Here is a 16,470-nt window from a genome sequence, read left to right as displayed (position 1 = left end):
GCGGGTGCTCATCGGGGACGTCGACCGAGCGCGGCTCCAGGTCGAGACGGACGCGGCTTGCTGTGCTCTCAGCGCCAGCCGAGTTCGGGTGCCACGTGGGTCAGGATGTTCTCCAGGACGTGGGCGTTGTAGTCCACACCGAGCTGGTTGGGGACCGTGAGCAGGAGCGTGTCCGCGGCCTGGATGGCCTCGTCGTCGGCGAGCTGCTTGACCAGGACGTCCGGTTCGGCCGCGTACGAGCGTCCGAAGATGGCCCTGGTGTTCTCGTCGATCATCCCGATGTGGTCGCCCGAGTCGGCGTTCCGGCCGAAGTAGGCGCGGTCCATATCGGTGGTCAGCGCGAAGATGCTGCGGCTGACCGACACGCGCGGCTCGCGCTGGTGTCCGGCTTCCTTCCACGCCTGCCGGTAGGCCTCGATCTGCTTGCGCTGCTGGACGTGCAGCGGCTCGCCGGTCTCGTCGTCCTTGAGCGTGGAGCTCTGCAGGTTCATGCCCAGCTGGGCCGCCCACACGCTGGTGGCGTTGGAGCCCGAGCCCCACCAGATGCGGTCCCGCAGCCCCTCGGAATGCGGCTCGATACGCAGCAGCCCGGGCGGATTGGGGAACATCGGCCGCGGATTCGGCTCGGCGAACCCTCTGCCCCGCAGCACCGTGAGCAGGACTTCGGTGTGCTTGCGTGCCATGTCGGCATCGGTGTCGCCCTCGGGCGGCTCGTACCCGAAGTAGCGCCACCCGTCGATGACCTGTTCCGGTGATCCCCGGCTGATGCCGAGCTGCAGCCGTCCACCGGAGATCAGGTCGGCCGCGCCGGCGTCCTCGGCGAAGTACATCGGGTTCTCGTAGCGCATGTCGATCACGCCTGTGCCGATCTCGATGCGCGAGGTCTTCGCACCGATCGCGGACAGCAGCGGGAAGGGAGAGGACAGTTGCCTGGCGAAGTGGTGCACCCGGAAGTAGGCGCCGTCCGCGCCGAGTTCCTCCGCGGCCACCGCGAGATCGATCGACTGCAGCAGTGCGTCCGCAGCCGACCGGGTCCGCGAGCCCGCGCCGTCACTCCAGTGACCGAACGAAAGAAAACCGATCTTCTTCACACCTATACCAACCAGCTCAGCGCCCGCGAGATTCCAGCACGCTGGCACCACGCCCCCCCCCACGGCCCTCGACCGTCACACATCAGGCCCGGCCGGAGCCCTCTGCGATCACCCGGTATCGGCCCGCATGCCCGGCAGGTCGTCCATGATCAGGCCAAAGCCGGTGAACCCCGGTGCCCGTCTACCCAGGAGGGGTGACGCGGAGCGGGAGGGCGCGGGCGGCTACTTCCGGGCGGGTGCAACGGCGGACTTCACGTCTCGGCGTGTGCCTCTCGGCGGCCGAGTATGGCCAGGTATCCGCCGTTGACGATCGCGTCGGCGGACGCCGCGTACTCCGCGGGGTCGTCGGGCAGGGTCGTGCCCAGGCCGTCCACGTACCGGTTGAACATGCAGAACGCGGCGGCGATCAGCACCGTGTCGTGCACCTCGACGTCGGTCGCGCCCTCGGCGCGGGCGGCGGCCACGTCCTCGGGCCGCACGGCGCGCCCGCTCCGCTGGACCGCGCCGGCCACCCTCAGCAGGGCCTTCAGCTTCGCCGACACGGGTGCGCTCTCGAGGTCGGCCCGCACCTGGTCGACCAGCGCGATGCCCTCGGGGAGCTGGGCGGCGGCGAACGCCGCGTGCGAGGTGGTGCAGAACTCGCACTCGTTGAGGGCCGAGACGTAGGAGGCGATCAGTTCCCGCTCGCCGCGGCTCAGCGAGCTCGGGCCGCGCAGCAGCACCTCGGCCAGCTCGCTCATCGGGCGAGCGGTCTCGGGCCGGTAGGCGAACAGCGAGATGATTCCGGACGCGTCGTTCCCCAGGGCGATATGCGGCATCGGTTCTCCAAACGTTGTCCACGTCAGGGATTCGCTCTCCGTGCACAAGGAAGTGTCTCGCATCGGGCGGGCCCAGGGCAGGGGGCAAAAGGTGTCAGATCCGGCCATGCTGGCATTCGGCTTTCGCGGAGCGCATTAGGCAGGCGGGTCCCCTCACCGCCCATGCGGGGCGAGTATGCGAGGCCTGTTCACCGCCACTCCTCTGCGCGGTCGCTTCTCTCCGCTGGTTTCGCTGGGCTCGGCGTGCTGGCGCTCGGCCGCGAGGTGCTCGTGGTTACCTGGCCCCTTTTCGGCCTGCCGCTCGTCGTGTGGTGCTTCAGGTGCTGTACACGCCGTCCAGGGCTTTAAGCTGCGACGATCCCTCCCAGTGTTCGGTGACCTCCAGGTCCCGAAGATGCCTCGTATGTTCGATCAGCGACCGAATGAGATCCCCGATGAGGCCGATTAGCTCGGCGGCGTCGGCGTTGGAGGGCGGTTTCCTCCGATGTCAACGAGTCCCCAATGGTGCGGACGCCGCGATATTAGGGAACTGATCGACCGAAATTCGCTCGACCGTCTCGTTTATTGCACCAAGTTGGTTTGGTGTGTTTTCTGGCAGGGCCAGTCGGCCCTTGGGGGACCAGTTGCGACCTGCGCGAGTACGTCTGCGAGCACCTCGGGTACGACTTGGGGGCTGATCGTGGGTCCGAGCCGGTGGCGGGGGAGGCCCGCGTCGGCCGGGAGCTCAGGGCCGGCGCAGCTTCGCCGCGTGCGATCGGGCGGTGGACGCCGTGGCCGCGTCGCCGAGGGCTTCGGCGACGTCGGCGTGCTTGAGCCAGTTGAACGGGCTGGCGGGTCGTATGCTGATCCGCTCGCTGACCAGGACGCGGGCCAGATCGAGGCGGCCGGAGCGGAGGGCGGCCTCCAGCAGGGTCTTCTGCACCGCGTCGCGCTGCGCGTGGCTGCCGCCGAATTCGTTGACCTGGTGCCGGATGGGAGCGAGGAGGTCGACGGCGGCGCTGTGGTCGCCGCGCCCGAAGGCCACCAGAGCGCGGCAGACCGGAAGGCCGACGCGTGCGGTCATCGCCTGGTTGGTGACGTCGGGCAGGGGAGCGGCCAGGTAGGCCTCGCGGTCGGCGATCAGCCGGTCGGCGTCGCCGAAGCGGCCGGCGCCGACGAAGGACATCACCGCGTGCATGTCGTTGAACGCGTAGAACGGCTCCTCGGCCTTGGACGCCCAGGCGTCGGCCAAGGCGTTCCACCTCGCGGTCTGGTCATCGCCTTCGAGAAGCAGGCGCCAGAGCAGTGCGGCGGCGTCCAGCAGCTCCATCGCGGTGCCTGTCGACTCCGGGCCGTGAAGCACGGCGTCGTAGATCTCCAAGGCACGGGCCGTGTCTCCGGCCTCCAGTGCGTAGAGCGCATAGTGCCACCACGCGTGCACGTTGAAGAACGTGCCGGTCGACCAGTCGGTCGTCCGTTCGTCCATGTAGGCGATGCCTCGCCGGAACCGGCCCTGCATCTCGTAGGTGTGGACGACCGCGTGGATGCCCCACACGTCCTTCGGGTCGAGCCCGACCGCGCGCAGGCCGACCTCCTCCGATCGGTCGTAGTGCCCTGCCTCCTCCAACCCGAAGGCGTACATGCCGAGCAACTGGCCGAAATGCCGGTCGGACTCGCTCCATGCCGTCAGCGCACCACCGACCCGGTCGCGCAGTGCGCGGGCGTCCCCGGTGAAGTAGTCGACCTGGTGGCCGACGAACAGCGCGAGGACGTCCCGCGGGTACTCCTCGCTGATCTGGCCGAGCAGGCGGCCGCAGCCGAGGAAGTCGCCCTTCACCAGGCGTTCCAGCGCCGCGACGTGGGCCCGCTCGCGGGGAAGGAGCCCGGAGCCGTCCACGCGCGACCGGAAGAGCCGGAACCGCTCCGCCGCGGCCCGCGCGCCTTCGGGCTCGGTGGCCAGAAGCCCGAGGTACGCCGACAGGACGTTGCCCAGCGGGAAGTCGGGATCCGCTTCGAGCGCCCGCTTCGCTTCGGCGTCCACCTCCGGGCGGAAGTGCAGCAGTTCATGGACGGCGTTGTCGTAGTGCTCGACCGCGGTGCGGCTGCCCGCCCCGATGGCCAGCCCGTGCTCGTCCGTCTTCATGGCCGTCATGTCTCCGTCGGACGTTCGACGTGTGCGGTGTCGGGGGCCGGGTCGGCGCCGCGGACCTGCTCGATGCGGCCGTGCCAGGGGGCCGTCCCCCGTGCGTGATCAGTCACTGGTGTCCCTTTGTCGGCCGTTTCAACAGAGAGGGGACCCGGCGTGGCCCGGTTCCTCGTGCCGCGCGGCTTCGTGGTCGTCGCAGGCGGCGCAAGACGATTCAGCCTTGCATGCGTCCTTCCACCCGGGCAACCGCCGACCGGCCGTCCCCACGCCGCCGAGCGCTGTAGATGGTTCCTACGGACGGCCAGGCGTGTCGGTGGAGCCGCCGGCTTGATCTGGCGAGGGGAAGGTGCGGCTGACCGCGGCGCAGGCGGCGTCGGCGAGGGTGTTCGCTGTGGCGGTCGAGAGGTGGCCGGTGACGAGCCAGTGGTAGATCAGGGGGCCGAAGACCAGGTCGCGGACCGTGTCGGGGGCGAGTGCGGGGTTGAGGCGGCCCTCGGCCAGGCCGCGTTCGATCAAGGCGCGGATGGTGGCGTTCCTGGGGTTCAGGTAGTGGTGTCGTAGCGCTTCGGCGAGGTCGGGCCGACGGCCCGCTTCAGCGTGCACGGCAAGGACGGTCCGACCGAGCGGGGAGCCGGCCAGCCGGAGCGCGAACCCGGCGGACAGTTCCTTCAGATCGCGCAGCACGTCGCCGGTGTCCGGAACGGCCAGCGGCGGCACCTGTTCGACCAGGGCGTGGACCACCAGGTCGTCCTTGGTCGGCCAGCGCCGGTACACCGCCGGCCGGCCCACCCCCGCGCGCGCGGCGACCGCCTCGATCGTCAGCTTCGCGTATCCCTGTTCGGCCAGCAGTTCGATCGTCGCCGCGGTGACGGCGCGGTCGACGTCGGCGCTGCGCGGCCGGCCGCGACGTCCTGGGGCCCCCTTGCGCTGCTCGCTCATTTCAGAAATATTACAGCACGACTCGTAACGTAAAGGGAGGCGGGGATGATCCGTAAGAGCGTGACCTGGGGGCTGCTGCTGGCTTGGGCGGCCAACGACGCCGAAGAGTGGTTCACCATGGCTCCCTGGTCGCGGAAGAACGCGGGCGGCGGCGCTCCGGGACCGGTGTGGCTGCGTCGCGAGGTCTCCACGGCGCACGCCCGCACGGCCATCGCTCTCATGGGCGCTTTGATGCTCGCCGCCACGGTGGACGGCGCGCGGACCGGCGGGAGGTCCCGGCTCTATCAGGCCACATTGGCCGGGTTCGGCGTGCACGGGCTCGGACACCTGGCTTTGAGCGTCAGGCAACGCGGCTACACCCCGGGTGTCGCCACAGCACCCACGATCGTCGTGCCGTTCTCCCTGTGGGCTTGGCGCGCGCTCGGCCGCGCAGGCGTTCGCCGCGACCCGGCGCGGACACTCCGCGACGCCGCGATCCTGCTCCCCGCGACCCTGATGGCCGTCCACACCGGAGCCGACCTGCTGACCTCGACCCGCGAGAAGAAGCGCCCTGGCTGAGGGGCCCGACACCCCGCTCAGGTCCGCCGGGGAGGTCTTCCGAGCCAGGAGGGGGTTCGTGATCGATTTAGAACGGGGCTTTTCAGGAGCCGTGTGGGGTGGCCCAGGTGGCGGTGATGTCGCGGGCGACATCGCGGAGGAGGTCGATGAGCATGTCCGCGAGTGGGGTGAGGCTGGCGTCGGTTCTGGTCACGGCGTAGAGGTGGCGGTAGGGCTTGGGGTGGGCCAGTTCGCGATGGGTGGTGCCGGGGACGTGGGCCAGGGCCAGGCGTGACACCAGGGCCACGGCGATGCCTGTGCCGACCAGGGCTTGGGCGACGTCATAGGACTCGGTCTCGAACCGCACGGTTGGGGTGAAGCCGGCCTTGCGGGCGGCGTTGTGGAACTGTTCGCGGGCGGCATGGCCGGCCAGGATGGAGACCCATGATTCGTCGCGCAGTTGTTCCAGGTGGAGTTCGGTGTCCGCGGGCTGCCCGGTGGCCAGTGGGTGGTCGTCGGGGAGGACCACGACCATCGGGTCCACCAGGAGCGAGTGCGCCCGTAGGTGCGGGGGCGGCGCGAGCGGCGTGTCCCAGGACGCGACGATGGCCACGTCCAGGTTCCCCGCGCTGATCTCGTCCGCTCCGCGCCCGGACACCACGTCGATGACGGAGACGTCGGCGGCCGGGTGGCGGTGGCGCAGGGCCGTCAGGGCCGGTGGCAGCAGGTGCAGGGCGGCCGCCTGGAACGTCCCGATCCGGAGGCGGAGCGAGAGGTGGCCGAGCAGTGCGGCCAGTTCCGCCTCGGCCTGGTGCGATGCCTGCTCCACGGTCCGGCCGTGGGAGGCGAGCAGCGCACCGGCCGCGGTTAGCGTCGCTCCGCGAGGGCCACGGATGACCAGGGGGACCTGCCAGTCGCGCTCGGCCTTGGCCACCTGCTGGGTTACCGCCGCGGGCGTGAGCCGGAGTGCGTGGGCCGCCGCTGTCAGGGAGCCGTGCCGCTCGATCAGGGCGAGAAGCCGCAGTTGCCCCGGATCCACCAGCATTCACCAATGCTAACGCTGCATCCTTCTCTTTTAACTTCCCTTAGGGGCGCGGAGCGAGGAAGCCTGGTGGCACACTCGTCGGCCGCAATCCCCGGAAGGGGTTCGTTCCCATGCCCACGCATGTGCCCGTCTTCGTCATCACCACCTTGTTGCTGGCGATGCTGCCCGGCGCGAGTCAAGCGCTGATGATCCGGCAGGTACTGGAGGGTGGCCGGCCTGCGCTCCACGGCACGCTCGCGGGCAATGCCAGTGGCTTCCTGCTGTGGTCGACGGCCGCCGCGGCCGGGCTGTCCGCCGTCCTGCTGGCCAGCCCCACCGCGTACGCGGTGCTCCGGATCGCCGGCGGCATCGTGCTGATGATCCTCGGGGTGAAGACGCTCCAGACCGCGCTCACGGTCGGGTCCCCCCGCCCGCCCGAGCAGGACGGGCGCGGCACCGGCTTCACGGGTGGATACCTCACCGGCCTGGTCACCAACCTCGGCAACCCCAAGGCGGGAGTGTTCGCCATCTCGGTGCTGCCCCAGTTCGTGACCGAGGAAGGCCCGGTGTTCCTGTCGACCGTCGCCTTGGGAGCCCTGTGGGCGCTCGTCAGCGCCTCCTGGTACATGCTGCTCACCTGGGCCGTCAGCCGAGGACGCGCACTGGTGTCGCAGCCGACCGTCCTGCGGGGGCTCAGCATGACCACCGGTGCCGTCCTGCTGGCGCTGGGCGCTGCGGTGGCAGTAGGTGTCTGAGGGCTGGGCCGGTCAGGTCCGCGGGCCCTGCTCGCCCGCCGTAAACCGTGAGCACCTGCGCGGGCGGCATGTGCAGGGGCGCCCAGAAGCGGTGAGGCGTGCTACTGCGTGGAGGTGTCGGCCGGTGGGGCGAGGCCGGTCATTGCGAGGTCGACGATGGCGTTGACGTGCTCGGCGTCGGCCGTGCGCGGGGTGAGCAGGCGGCGGTAGTAGGCGGCGCCGTAGAGCAGTTCGGTGACGAGGACCGGGTCGGCGTCGGCGCGGACCTGGCCCTTGCGCTGCGCTACGCGGATGCGGTCGGCCGCGGCGCCCGCCAGGTGACCGATGAAGTTGTCCCACAAGGCCTGGTGGAGGTCCGGGTCGTGCTGGGCCTCGCCGATCAGTGCGCGGTAGTGCGGGAAGACGTGCGGGTCGCCGAGGATGCGCGAGGCCGCCGCCATCTGCGTCTTGATGTCCGCGACGAAGTCACCGGTGTCGGGGAAGGTCGCGTCCATCTTCCAGGTGGACAGCAGGCCGTCCAGCAGCACGGCGGCCTTGGACGGCCACCAGCGGTAGATCGTGTTCTTGCCGACGCCGGCGCGGGCGGCGATGCCCTCGATGCTGACCTTGCGGTACCCGACCTCCTGGCACAGGTCCATGGCGGCCTTGATGACGGCGTTGGCGGCCTCTTCACTTCGGCGCTCAGGACGTCTGGGTGACATGGGGACAGCATAGCCCTCAGGCGGCACGGAACGTTCCGTATTGACGCGGCGAGCGGCGGCGGGCATGCTGAGGCGGCACGGAACGATCCGTGCCGCCATCGAAGGACGAACCCATGAAAGTTGAGTTCACCCACGACATCGCCTGCGTCTGGTCGGCGCTCGGCTACGCCCGCTTCCAGCGGGCCGCCGAGGAGCACCGTGCGGGTGGCGGCGAACTGGAGGTCGTCTTCAGGCCGTACCAGACCGCGGGTTCCGCGGCGGAACCGCCGCCGAGCCGCGGCCTTTTCCCTCTCGCGCCCACCGCGCGGGTCGAGCAGATCGCACGGGCGGCGGCGGTCGACGGCCTGGTGGTGAACCTCGACCGGATCGTGCCCGCCCGCACCGCCGACGCCCACCGGCTCATCGCGCTGGCGGCCGCGCACGGCACCGCCGAGGACATGACCGCCCGTCTTTACCGCGCCTACTTCAGTGACGGTCTGGACATCGGCGACGTCAACGTGCTGCGGGGCTTGGCGTCCGCGACCGGCGTCAGGTGGGACGGCGAGCGGCCCCACGAGGAACCGGCTCGGTCCGCTCGCGTGTCCGGCCCGCGAGTGCCGGTCTTCCGGTTTCCCGACGGGACGGTCCTGGTCGGAGCCGTGTCACTCGCCGCGCTGAGGGGTGAGTTGATGAGGGCCGACTCACCGCGCCGGCGCTCCAGCAGGACCACGCATTCGCGCCCGGCTCCGGTGCGACTATGACGCGTCCTGGTCGGTCGTGAACTTGGGCACCTTGATGACCAGCCCGCGGGTGGGGGCGCGCTCGGGGGTGATCGTCTCCCGTTGGGGCGAGGTGGCGACCAGAAATCTTGGGCCGACTTGACTGGACCGCAGCCCTTGCGTTGAGGGCGCTTTGGGGAGTCTTTACAGGTCAGCAGCGTCTTTGGGGTGGGCTTGACGAAATATGGGGCCGCTTGAACCTGTTGTGGGTGTGTGACCGACGGGAAAGCCCGTCCGGAGCGCCCGACCAGATCGTGACGGGCGCATCGAGTCCCTGATCATCAGGACGGCCGATCAAGGCACGTCCGCCGCCGAGTCCGCAGAGCGCCGATCACTGGCCGAGCGGAGCCGGGGACCCACCGAAACACCGGGGTGAATCCGCACTCCCGCCTTGCGCGGGGTCGCGGTAGGGCCACTTCCATGCCCGAACCCGACAGCTAACCCGGTAGGCGGACTGGAAGACCTCAGGAGAACCTTCGCATGACCGCTCGTACTTTCGACCTGACCAAGCGCATGGGCACCCGCTTCGCCGCCGGAGCCGTCCTCTCCCTGGCGAGCGCTTTCGGCTTCGCCTCCCTGGCCCCGTCCGCCCATGCGGACACCAAGCCCGCGAACACCGCGCACGTCGCCGCCGCGCCCCAGGCCGGCGCCAACGGCGCGAAGACCGCCACCGCCGGCGCCTCCGCGCAGGACGTCATCAAGCTCGCCCGCACGCAGATCGGCACCCACGAGGACGCCTCGGGCAACAGCAAGTTCAACGACTGGTACGTCGGCTCGCCGCTGGGCGAGCAGAACGCCCACCGCATCGGTTCCAAGAGCGCCTCGGTCTACAAGGGCCAGTCCTGGTGCGACATGTTCGTGTCCTGGCTGGGCCAGCACACCGGCACCAAGGGCATGGGCGCCGACGCCTACACCGTCAGCCACGCCAAGTGGTTCAAGAAGACCGGCCGCTTCGGCCAGACCCCGAAGCCCGGCGCCGTGGTCTTCTTCGCCTGGAACGGCGGCGGCATCAAGGGCGTCGAGCACGTCGGCATCGTCGTCAAGGACAACCACGACGGCACCATCAACACCATCGAGGGCAACACCGGTGACGCGGTGAAGAAGAAGGTCCGCGACACGTCCACCGTCGCCGGCTACGGCTACCCCCAGTACCGGTGAGCCAGGGCCGCTGAGCGGCCCGTTGCCCCGCACCGTCCAGTGGTGCCTCCCCCTTCTCCATCCCTCCGCGATCACACCCACGTCGCGAGCACGCCCACGTGCCGTGCGCCGGATCCGTCACGCCCGAACGGCGAGCCCCCGACTAGCCGAAGCCGTGACCCGGCGCCCCGGACCACCGAGCAAAGGATGAACATGCAGAAGCGAGCCATCGACACCGCCCTGATCGGTACCGCTCTCGCGGGCCTGCTGGCCGCGGGCGTGGCGGCCGGGACCTCCCACGGGGCCCAGGCCGACGAGCCGATGTCGCACAAGGTCATCGGACAGCAGGTGGCCGGGCAGCAGGTCACCGGCGACAAGATGACCGGACAGCTGGTCACCGGACAACAGGTGAGCGGGCACAAGGTGACCGGACAGCCGGTCACCGGAAAGCAGGTGACCGGAAAGGTGACCGGCCAGCAGGTGGGGCAGCCCGCCGCGAAGGCCACCCACCACGGCACCGCCAAGGTCGCGCCGAAGCGCCACGCCGTCCTGTCGGGCAGCACCAAGGCGTCCTACTTCTGGGACGACGGCTCGGGCGTGAACGGCGACACGGGCGCCCCGGCGGGCGGCAAGCCGATGCAGAAGGGCCTGTTCGCCAGCCCGAGCTGGCCCATGCACACCAAGGTGAAGGTCACCTACAAGGGGCGCAGCGTCACCGGCTTCGTCGGGGACCGCGGGCCGGGCGAGCCGTCGCACCGCGGCGTCATGCTCGACCTCGACACCTACACCTTCCGCCACCTGGTGGACGGCAAGAAGCCGCGGAGCAAGTACGACACGGGCACCTCGGCGGGCCACCTGAAGGGCGTCAAGTACGAGATCCTGTCCTGGGGCCACGGCGCCGGCAAGAAGGGCGCCCCGAAGCCCCTCGGCTGATCAGGCCCGACCGGGTGACCCCTCCTGGCCTCACCACGGACCCCGCTCCCGTCTTCGGACGAGGGCGGGGTCTGTCACGTCCGGGGTAGGACTGGGGTGGGGCGCCATCCGGGCGCTCCTGGGCGAGGGAGTGCCAGTGGGATTAGACGTCAGAGCGATCCAGGTAGTGACCTGCGACATCTTCGGGACGACCGTCGACTGGCGGACAGGGGTCGCCGGCCAGGTGGCGGCGATCGCTGCGGAGTGCGGTGTCGCGTTGGAGAGCGAGGCCTTCGCCGACCAATGGCGCGAGCGGTACCTCCCGTCCATGCAGCGGGTCAGCAGCGGAGAGCGGGAGTGGGTGTACCTCGACACGCTGCACCGGGAGTCGCTGGACGAGCTGCTGGAGCTGCACGGCGTTGCTGACGCCTTCGACGAGACCGCACGGCGGCGGCTCGTCCGGGCCTGGCATCGCCTGCCCGCGTGGGACGACTCGGTGGACGGCCTGGCACGCCTGAGGGAGAGCCGCGTGGTGGCGGCGCTGTCCAACGGCGGGTTCGCCCTGCTGACGCACCTGGTCAAGGGGGCGGGGCTGCCGTTCGACTGCATCCTGTCGGCGGAGCTCGCCCGCACGTACAAGCCCGAGCCGGAGGCGTACCTGACAGCAGTGCGGCTGCTGGACGTGGAACCGGCGGAGGTGCTGATGGTCGCCGCGCACAAGTGGGACATCGACGGCGCCAGGGGAGCCGGGCTCGCCACCGCGTTCCTGGAGCGTCCGCTGGAGAAGGGGCCCTCTCTCACGGCCGACCGGGCGGACGACGTGGAATGCGACCTCGTCGTGCGCGGGTTCGGTGAGCTCGCCGATCTCCTGGAGGCCGGTCCGCGGACCTAGCGGACGGGGCGGCCGTTCGCCCTGTCCGGGGCTTCCACCTTTCCGGCGATGTGTTCCAGGGCGGTGAGGTCTTCCGGTCCAAGGCGGTCGATGAAGTGGTGGCGCACTGACTCCAGGTGGGCGGGGGCGGCGTCCGTCAAGGTGTCCAGGCCGTGTTCGGTGAGGACCAGGAGGCAGCCCCTTCCGTCGGCCGGGTCGGGTGCGCGGCGGATGAGGCCGCGGGCCTCCATGCGGGTGGCGTGCCGGGAGAGCCGGCTGCGCGACCAGCCCATCTTCGCGGCCTGCTCGTGCAGGGTGCCGGCGTGGTCCGGCCGTTCCGACAGCGTGCTGAGCACCTCGTAGTCGGGCTCGGAGAGGCCGACTTGGGAGAGGTCGCGGGCGGTGCCGGTCTGGACGGCGATCACCATGCGGCGGAAGGCCCGCCACGCCCGTTCCTCGTCCGGGGTCAGCCAGCGCACGGGCTCGTCCGGCGGGTTCTTTGACATGTAAACAACCTATCGCCTAGGTTCATTTACATGTCAACGAAACAGGTGCGCGTCCTCGTGCTGGTGTGCAGCACCCGCCCCGGCGCCCTCGGCCCCGCGGTGGGGGCATGGCTGACCGAGACGATCACGCCCCGCGCCGCCGAGCTCGGCGCCGAACTGGTGCCGCTGGCCCTCGCCGACCTCGACCTCCCGTTCCTCGACGAGGAGGAACATCCGTCGGCGGGCGTGTACCGCAACGAGCACACACGCAGGTGGAGCGCGATCGTGGACGGCGTGGACGGCCTCATCGTCGTGACGCCGGAGTACAACTACGGGATGCCGGCGTCCCTGAAGAACGCGCTGGACTACCTCTCCCGCGAGTGGGCGTGGAAGCCGGTCGGTTTCGTCAGCTACGGCAACACCTCGGCGGGCACGAGGGCCGTGCAGCACGCCAAGCAGGTGGTGACCACGCTGCGCCTGGTACCGCTGGGGTCCACGGTCGCCCTTCGCATCGCCGACGCCGTGCACGACGGGGAGGTGCGGCCCGCCGCCGCTGCCGGCAAGGCCGCGATCGACGTCCTGGAGGAGCTGGTCCGGGTCGCGCACGCGCTCCGGCCGATGCGAGAGCGAGCACGGCCCGCATCGGCGGCCGGCCCCGAACCGGGCTCCTACCTGCGGCGGCTGACGCCGGACGATGCCCCCGAGGTGACCGTCCTGCAGCGGTGCTGCTGGGTGGACGAGGCCCTCGCCAACGACCCCGTGACCGTCCCGGCGCTGCACGAGTCCGTGGAGCAGGTTCGTGACTGGCTCGCGTCCTGGGACGCGATCGGGCTGTGGCGGGACGGCCGCCTTCTCGGCATGGTGCGGACCCGCCGCGAGGACGCCGAGTGGCACGTGGGACGGCTCGGCGTCGTCCCCGACCTGCGGGGGCGCGGCCTGGGGCGCTGGCTGCTCCATGAGGCGGAGGCCGCCGCCGACCAGGCCTGCCGCAGCATCGTGCTGTCCACGGGAGCGGGCAGCCGGAACAACATCGCGCTCTACCGGAGCGAGGGATACCGGCCGGCCCCCGTCCCCGGCGACGACGGAACCATCCGCCTGACCAAGATGCGCCTCAGCACTGGTTGATCGGCCCGTGCGCAGGGGGAGTGCGGCGCGACGGGATGCGGCGGCGTTCACTCATCGGGTGGCCGCCCGTCCTGCGGTCGAGCGGGAAGTGGGAGAGCCAGGCCGGACTTGATGGTGTCGAAGACGACCAGGGTCTCGTAGCGCTGGACGTTGTCGTCCGCCTTCAACAGGCGGTCTCCGAGCCGACCGCAGTCGCGCATGCTCCGCGCGGCCAGGACGATTACGTAGTCCCACGGCCCCGCGACGCGGTAGCACTGCTGGACCTGAGGCTCCGAGCGCATCCGTTCGGCGAAGGCCCGGTGGTGCTCGAACGATTCCCGGACGAGGGTCACCAGGACCGTGGCCAGGACGGTGGGACCGAAGCGGTGCGGATCGAGGACGGCGACCTGCCGGGCGATGAGACCGTGCCGGCGGTAGCGGGCGATCCGCCGCTGGACGGCGCTCGGGGACAGCCCGACCTGTTCCCCGAGGTCGTGCAGGGTGCGCCCGGCGTCGTGCTGAAGGAGGTCCAGCAGCAGGGCGTCGATCTCGTCCAGGCGGGGCGGCGGCGATTCGGGCACGCAAGATTATTGCGCCTTGGTGCAAGAATTCTCAATCGCGTCGATCGGGAGCTCGGTTAGCGTCGGCCGGGTCGGAAAGCCTCGGCGGAAGGTGGCGCGCATGGACCTGGGCGTGGCGCGGATCGAGCAGGCCCTACGGGTGATCGATCCGGTGTTCCTCAACACCCCGCAGTACCTCGACGAACAGCTGTGCCGGGCGCTGGGCGGCCGCGCGGTGACGGTGAAACTGGAGACGGCCAACCCGGTGCGCAGCTTCAAGGGCCGGGGCGCCGACCTGATGCTCAGCACGCTCGCCCCCGGCACGCCGGTGGTGTGCGCCAGCTCGGGCAACTTCGGGCAGGCCGTCGCCTACGCCGGGCGAGCACGCGGGATGCCGGTCGAGGTGTTCGTGCCCGAGACCGTCAATCCCGGCAAGCGCGAGCGGATGGAGACGTTCGGCGCCCGCGTCGTCGCGGCGGGACCGGACGGCTCGTCGGCGCGGGAGGCCGCGGCCGCCCACGCCGGGCGCCATCCTGACCGCGTCCACCTGCGGGACGGCGTCCAGGCGGCGATCGCCGAAGGCGCCGGGACGATCGGCGCCGAGCTGACCCGCGGCGCGCCGGCCGGGGCGTGCTTCGACGCCGTCGTGCTCCCGGTCGGCGACGGCGCGCTGATCAACGGCGTGGCGCGCTGGATGAAGGAGCACGCTCCCGGGACCCGGATCGTGGGGGTCAACGCCGAAGGCGCTCCCTCGATGGCGGAAAGCCTGCGTGCCGGCCGCGCGGTCCGCGCCGGACGTGCTCGCACCTTCGCCGACGGCATCGCGGTGCGTCGCCCGACGGAGGCTTCGGTGCGGCGGGCCCGCGTCCTGGTGGACGAGATGATCCTGGTGACGGACGAGGCCATCGCCGACGCCATGGAGCTGGCGGCGCGCACGCTCGGCATCGTCCTGGAGCCGGCGGGTGCGGCGGGCCTGGCGGCGATCGCCGGGGGCGCGGTCCCCGGCGACCGCCTGGCGACGGTGCTGACCGGCGCCAACCCCCGTCCCGAGCAGGTCCGGGAGCTGGCGGCCCGGCTCACGTGCGCTGTGCAGGCGCCCCCTGAACGCGCGAGCTTCTGAACGACCCCACACACCATGGAGGAAAGCGCAGTGAAGCGCATCGGCATCATCGGGGTAGGGGAGATCGGCCGAGCCATCGTGGACGGCCTGTACTGCCGGGACGACGACGCGCCCCAGGTGTTCCTCTCCCCTCGCGGAGCCCGCACGGCGGCGTACCTGTCCGAGCGCTACGAAAGCGTCCGGGTGTGTCCCGACAACCAGGCGGTCGTGGACCGCTCCGAGATCGTGGTCATCGCCGTACGCCGTCAGGACCGCCACGAAGCGCTCGCCGGCCTGACGGTGCCCGACGACAAGATCGTGATCAACGTGATGGCCGGCGTCGGCAACGACGACCTGCGAAGGACGCTGACCACGGACGCCCAACTCGTTCGGGCCATCCCGCTGCCCGCGATACGCGAACGCCGCTCCGTCACGGTGACGTGCCCGTCCCACCCGGTGGCGGACTCTCTCTTCGAGCACCTGGGCGGGGCGCTCCCGGTCGCGGACGAGACGGCCTTCGACGTCTTCTCCGCACTGACGGGAACGCTCACCACCCACTACTTCTACCTCGCCGCGCTCACCTCGTGGGCCGTTGGCCACGGCATCGCCCCCGACGACGCGGACGGCTACGTCCGCAGCCTCTTCCAGGAGGTCGGCCGGGCCCTGGGCGACGAGACCCGGACCCTGCGGCAGCTCGCAGCCGATCACGAGACCCCGAAGGGGAACAACGAGCGCATTCGCACCACCTGGTTCACCCCGGCCAACTCCGAAGCCCTCACCCGGGCGCTGGACGACCTCGTCGCCGACCTCGCGGGATGACGGAACCGCTTCGAGGAGCCGCCGATGTTCACGCCGGCGCCCCCCGCCTCGGCGAAGGCGGGCACGCCCACGGCGACCGGCGGCGTCAGAGGGTCGCGAGGGGGACGGGGAGCCGGTCGCGCAGTTCGTCGACCGTGACACCGAAGGTCTCGCGGACCGCCGCCCCGTCCGGGCCGACGTCGATGACGGCGACGTCGGTGTAGACCCTGCTGACGCAGCCGGTGCCGGTCAGCGGGTAGGTGCAGGCGGGCACCAGCTTGGAGCGGCCCTGCTTGTCGAAGAGGGTCATCATCACGAAGACCTGCTTGGCGCCGATGGCCAGATCCATCGCGCCGCCGACGGCCGGAACGGCGTCGGCGGCCCCGGTGTGCCAGTTGGCGAGGTCCCCGGTGGCCGAGACCTGGAAGGCGCCGAGCACGCACACGTCCAGGTGGCCGCCGCGCATCATGGCGAAGGAGTCGGCATGGTGGAAGTAGGAAGCTCCGGGCAGTTCGGTCACCGGGACCTTGCCGGCGTTCGTGAGATCGGGGTCGATCTCCTCGCCGACGGCGGCGGGGCCCATGTTGAGCATGCCGTTCTCGGTGTGGAGCACGATGCCCGCGCCGTCGGGGAGATGGTCGGCGACCCTGGTCGGCCGGCCGATGCCGAGGTTGACGTAGGAGCCGGCCGGGATGTCGCGGGCGACGACCTCGGCGAGCTCGTCCGGGGAGAGGGGCCCGGTGGTGGAAGGCATGG

The 16,470-nt window shown here is 70.8% G+C and carries 18 protein-coding genes and 1 riboswitch; of the genes, 9 read left to right on the top strand and 9 right to left on the bottom strand.

Features of this window, described 5'->3' with window-relative positions; all coding sequences use genetic code 11:
* Window positions 1-68 precede the first annotated feature (68 nt).
* The 4 genes from ABWI04_RS01810 to ABWI04_RS01795 all read right to left on the bottom strand — a co-directional run bounded on the left by ABWI04_RS01810 (window position 69) and on the right by ABWI04_RS01795 (window position 4,973).
* Entirely contained in the window at window positions 69-1,091 is a 1,023-nt protein-coding gene (locus tag ABWI04_RS01810) for an LLM class flavin-dependent oxidoreductase (protein WP_345174185.1), read from the bottom strand.
* A 251-nt stretch (window positions 1,092-1,342) separates the two neighbouring features.
* On the bottom strand, window positions 1,343-1,909 hold the full coding sequence (locus tag ABWI04_RS01805) for a carboxymuconolactone decarboxylase family protein (RefSeq protein WP_345173841.1): 567 nt from the start codon (window positions 1,907-1,909) through the stop codon (window positions 1,343-1,345).
* A gap of 724 nt (window positions 1,910-2,633) precedes the next feature.
* Window positions 2,634-4,040 carry a tetratricopeptide repeat protein gene (locus ABWI04_RS01800; protein ID WP_353831146.1) on the bottom strand — a complete coding sequence of 469 codons (1,407 nt, stop codon included), beginning with the start codon at window positions 4,038-4,040 and terminating at the stop codon, window positions 2,634-2,636.
* A gap of 285 nt (window positions 4,041-4,325) precedes the next feature.
* Window positions 4,326-4,973: a TetR/AcrR family transcriptional regulator gene (locus tag ABWI04_RS01795; RefSeq protein WP_353831145.1), complete on the bottom strand. Its 648-nt coding sequence runs from the start codon at window positions 4,971-4,973 to the stop codon at window positions 4,326-4,328.
* Between the two features lie 45 nt (window positions 4,974-5,018).
* Between ABWI04_RS01795 and ABWI04_RS01790 the strand changes: the two genes are divergently transcribed.
* A complete protein-coding gene (locus tag ABWI04_RS01790; protein WP_353831144.1) occupies window positions 5,019-5,531 on the top strand; it encodes an HXXEE domain-containing protein in 513 nt (170 codons plus the stop codon).
* Between the two features lie 82 nt (window positions 5,532-5,613).
* Here ABWI04_RS01790 and ABWI04_RS01785 read toward each other — a convergent pair whose 3' ends face one another.
* Window positions 5,614-6,555: a LysR family transcriptional regulator gene (locus tag ABWI04_RS01785; protein ID WP_353831143.1), complete on the bottom strand. Its 942-nt coding sequence runs from the start codon at window positions 6,553-6,555 to the stop codon at window positions 5,614-5,616.
* Window positions 6,556-6,665: 110 nt separating this feature from the next.
* Here ABWI04_RS01785 and ABWI04_RS01780 point away from each other — a divergent pair, with 110 nt between their 5' ends.
* Window positions 6,666-7,289, top strand: a complete 624-nt coding sequence (locus tag ABWI04_RS01780) for a LysE family translocator (RefSeq protein ID WP_353831142.1) — start codon at window positions 6,666-6,668, stop codon at window positions 7,287-7,289.
* Between the two features lie 101 nt (window positions 7,290-7,390).
* Here the strand turns inward: ABWI04_RS01780 and ABWI04_RS01775 are convergent, their stop codons facing one another.
* The gene (locus ABWI04_RS01775) at window positions 7,391-7,990 is read right to left on the bottom strand and encodes a TetR/AcrR family transcriptional regulator (RefSeq protein ID WP_345173827.1); all 600 of its coding nucleotides are present in this window, start codon (window positions 7,988-7,990) and stop codon (window positions 7,391-7,393) included.
* Window positions 7,991-8,103: 113 nt separating this feature from the next.
* On the opposite strand from ABWI04_RS01775, the gene ABWI04_RS01770 reads away from it, so the two are divergent.
* From ABWI04_RS01770 to ABWI04_RS01755, 4 genes are all read left to right on the top strand, one after another.
* Window positions 8,104-8,730: a DsbA family oxidoreductase gene (locus ABWI04_RS01770; RefSeq protein ID WP_353831141.1), complete on the top strand. Its 627-nt coding sequence runs from the start codon at window positions 8,104-8,106 to the stop codon at window positions 8,728-8,730.
* Between the two features lie 333 nt (window positions 8,731-9,063).
* A riboswitch (cyclic di-AMP (ydaO/yuaA leader) is annotated at window positions 9,064-9,214 on the top strand.
* A gap of 14 nt (window positions 9,215-9,228) precedes the next feature.
* On the top strand, window positions 9,229-9,906 hold the full coding sequence (locus tag ABWI04_RS01765; RefSeq protein WP_345173822.1) for a CHAP domain-containing protein: 678 nt from the start codon (window positions 9,229-9,231) through the stop codon (window positions 9,904-9,906).
* 192 nt (window positions 9,907-10,098) lie between these two features.
* Entirely contained in the window at window positions 10,099-10,818 is a 720-nt protein-coding gene (locus ABWI04_RS01760; protein WP_353831140.1) for an RlpA-like double-psi beta-barrel domain-containing protein, read from the top strand.
* 136 nt (window positions 10,819-10,954) lie between these two features.
* Window positions 10,955-11,689 (top strand): haloacid dehalogenase type II, encoded by a 735-nt coding sequence (locus ABWI04_RS01755; protein WP_353831139.1) that lies wholly within the window; start codon window positions 10,955-10,957, stop codon window positions 11,687-11,689.
* On the opposite strand, the gene ABWI04_RS01750 is transcribed toward ABWI04_RS01755, so the two are convergent.
* Window positions 11,686-12,174 (bottom strand): MarR family winged helix-turn-helix transcriptional regulator, encoded by a 489-nt coding sequence (locus tag ABWI04_RS01750; RefSeq protein WP_353831138.1) that lies wholly within the window; start codon window positions 12,172-12,174, stop codon window positions 11,686-11,688. The genes ABWI04_RS01755 and ABWI04_RS01750 overlap by 4 nt on opposite strands.
* Before the next feature lie 30 nt (window positions 12,175-12,204).
* On the opposite strand from ABWI04_RS01750, the gene ABWI04_RS01745 reads away from it, so the two are divergent.
* Window positions 12,205-13,278 (top strand): GNAT family N-acetyltransferase, encoded by a 1,074-nt coding sequence (locus ABWI04_RS01745; protein WP_353831137.1) that lies wholly within the window; start codon window positions 12,205-12,207, stop codon window positions 13,276-13,278.
* A 47-nt stretch (window positions 13,279-13,325) separates the two neighbouring features.
* Here ABWI04_RS01745 and ABWI04_RS01740 read toward each other — a convergent pair whose 3' ends face one another.
* Window positions 13,326-13,838, bottom strand: coding sequence for an Lrp/AsnC family transcriptional regulator (locus ABWI04_RS01740; protein WP_345173811.1), 513 nt, complete (start codon window positions 13,836-13,838; stop codon window positions 13,326-13,328).
* Window positions 13,839-13,938: 100 nt separating this feature from the next.
* On the opposite strand from ABWI04_RS01740, the gene ABWI04_RS01735 reads away from it, so the two are divergent.
* Together ABWI04_RS01735 and ABWI04_RS01730 are read left to right on the top strand one after the other, a co-directional pair.
* Window positions 13,939-14,937: a threonine ammonia-lyase gene (locus ABWI04_RS01735; protein ID WP_353831136.1), complete on the top strand. Its 999-nt coding sequence runs from the start codon at window positions 13,939-13,941 to the stop codon at window positions 14,935-14,937.
* Window positions 14,938-14,967: 30 nt separating this feature from the next.
* On the top strand, window positions 14,968-15,735 hold the full coding sequence (locus ABWI04_RS01730; RefSeq protein ID WP_353831135.1) for an NAD(P)-binding domain-containing protein: 768 nt from the start codon (window positions 14,968-14,970) through the stop codon (window positions 15,733-15,735).
* A gap of 85 nt (window positions 15,736-15,820) precedes the next feature.
* Here ABWI04_RS01730 and ABWI04_RS01725 read toward each other — a convergent pair whose 3' ends face one another.
* Window positions 15,821-16,468 carry a 3-oxoacid CoA-transferase subunit B gene (locus ABWI04_RS01725; RefSeq protein WP_353831134.1) on the bottom strand — a complete coding sequence of 216 codons (648 nt, stop codon included), beginning with the start codon at window positions 16,466-16,468 and terminating at the stop codon, window positions 15,821-15,823.
* Window positions 16,469-16,470 lie beyond the last annotated feature (2 nt).

This window comes from Actinomadura sp. NPDC000929 (assembly GCF_040492065.1).
In the GTDB taxonomy this organism is placed as follows: Bacteria; Actinomycetota; Actinomycetes; order Streptosporangiales; family Streptosporangiaceae; genus Spirillospora; species Spirillospora verrucosospora.
Note: the sequence above shows the minus strand (reverse complement) of the source record. Positions and strands in the feature narration are given on the sequence as shown.

Excerpts from the sequence above, each read along its gene's own strand:
- ABWI04_RS01735 (WP_353831136.1), top strand. The coding sequence starts at position 13,939 with ATGGACCTGGGCGTGGCGCGGATCGAGCAGGCCCTACGGGTGATCGAT.
- ABWI04_RS01765 (WP_345173822.1), top strand. The coding sequence starts at position 9,229 with ATGACCGCTCGTACTTTCGACCTGACCAAGCGCATGGGCACCCGCTTC.
- ABWI04_RS01790 (WP_353831144.1), top strand. The coding sequence starts at position 5,019 with ATGATCCGTAAGAGCGTGACCTGGGGGCTGCTGCTGGCTTGGGCGGCC.
- ABWI04_RS01795 (WP_353831145.1), bottom strand. The coding sequence starts at position 4,973 with ATGAGCGAGCAGCGCAAGGGGGCCCCAGGACGTCGCGGCCGGCCGCGC.
- ABWI04_RS01725 (WP_353831134.1), bottom strand. The coding sequence starts at position 16,468 with ATGCCTTCCACCACCGGGCCCCTCTCCCCGGACGAGCTCGCCGAGGTC.
- ABWI04_RS01745 (WP_353831137.1), top strand. The coding sequence starts at position 12,205 with ATGTCAACGAAACAGGTGCGCGTCCTCGTGCTGGTGTGCAGCACCCGC.
- ABWI04_RS01800 (WP_353831146.1), bottom strand. The coding sequence starts at position 4,040 with ATGACGGCCATGAAGACGGACGAGCACGGGCTGGCCATCGGGGCGGGC.
- ABWI04_RS01805 (WP_345173841.1), bottom strand. The coding sequence starts at position 1,909 with ATGCCGCATATCGCCCTGGGGAACGACGCGTCCGGAATCATCTCGCTG.
- ABWI04_RS01750 (WP_353831138.1), bottom strand. The coding sequence starts at position 12,174 with ATGTCAAAGAACCCGCCGGACGAGCCCGTGCGCTGGCTGACCCCGGAC.
- ABWI04_RS01770 (WP_353831141.1), top strand. The coding sequence starts at position 8,104 with ATGAAAGTTGAGTTCACCCACGACATCGCCTGCGTCTGGTCGGCGCTC.
- ABWI04_RS01785 (WP_353831143.1), bottom strand. The coding sequence starts at position 6,555 with ATGCTGGTGGATCCGGGGCAACTGCGGCTTCTCGCCCTGATCGAGCGG.
- ABWI04_RS01775 (WP_345173827.1), bottom strand. The coding sequence starts at position 7,990 with ATGTCACCCAGACGTCCTGAGCGCCGAAGTGAAGAGGCCGCCAACGCC.
- ABWI04_RS01760 (WP_353831140.1), top strand. The coding sequence starts at position 10,099 with ATGCAGAAGCGAGCCATCGACACCGCCCTGATCGGTACCGCTCTCGCG.
- ABWI04_RS01780 (WP_353831142.1), top strand. The coding sequence starts at position 6,666 with ATGCCCACGCATGTGCCCGTCTTCGTCATCACCACCTTGTTGCTGGCG.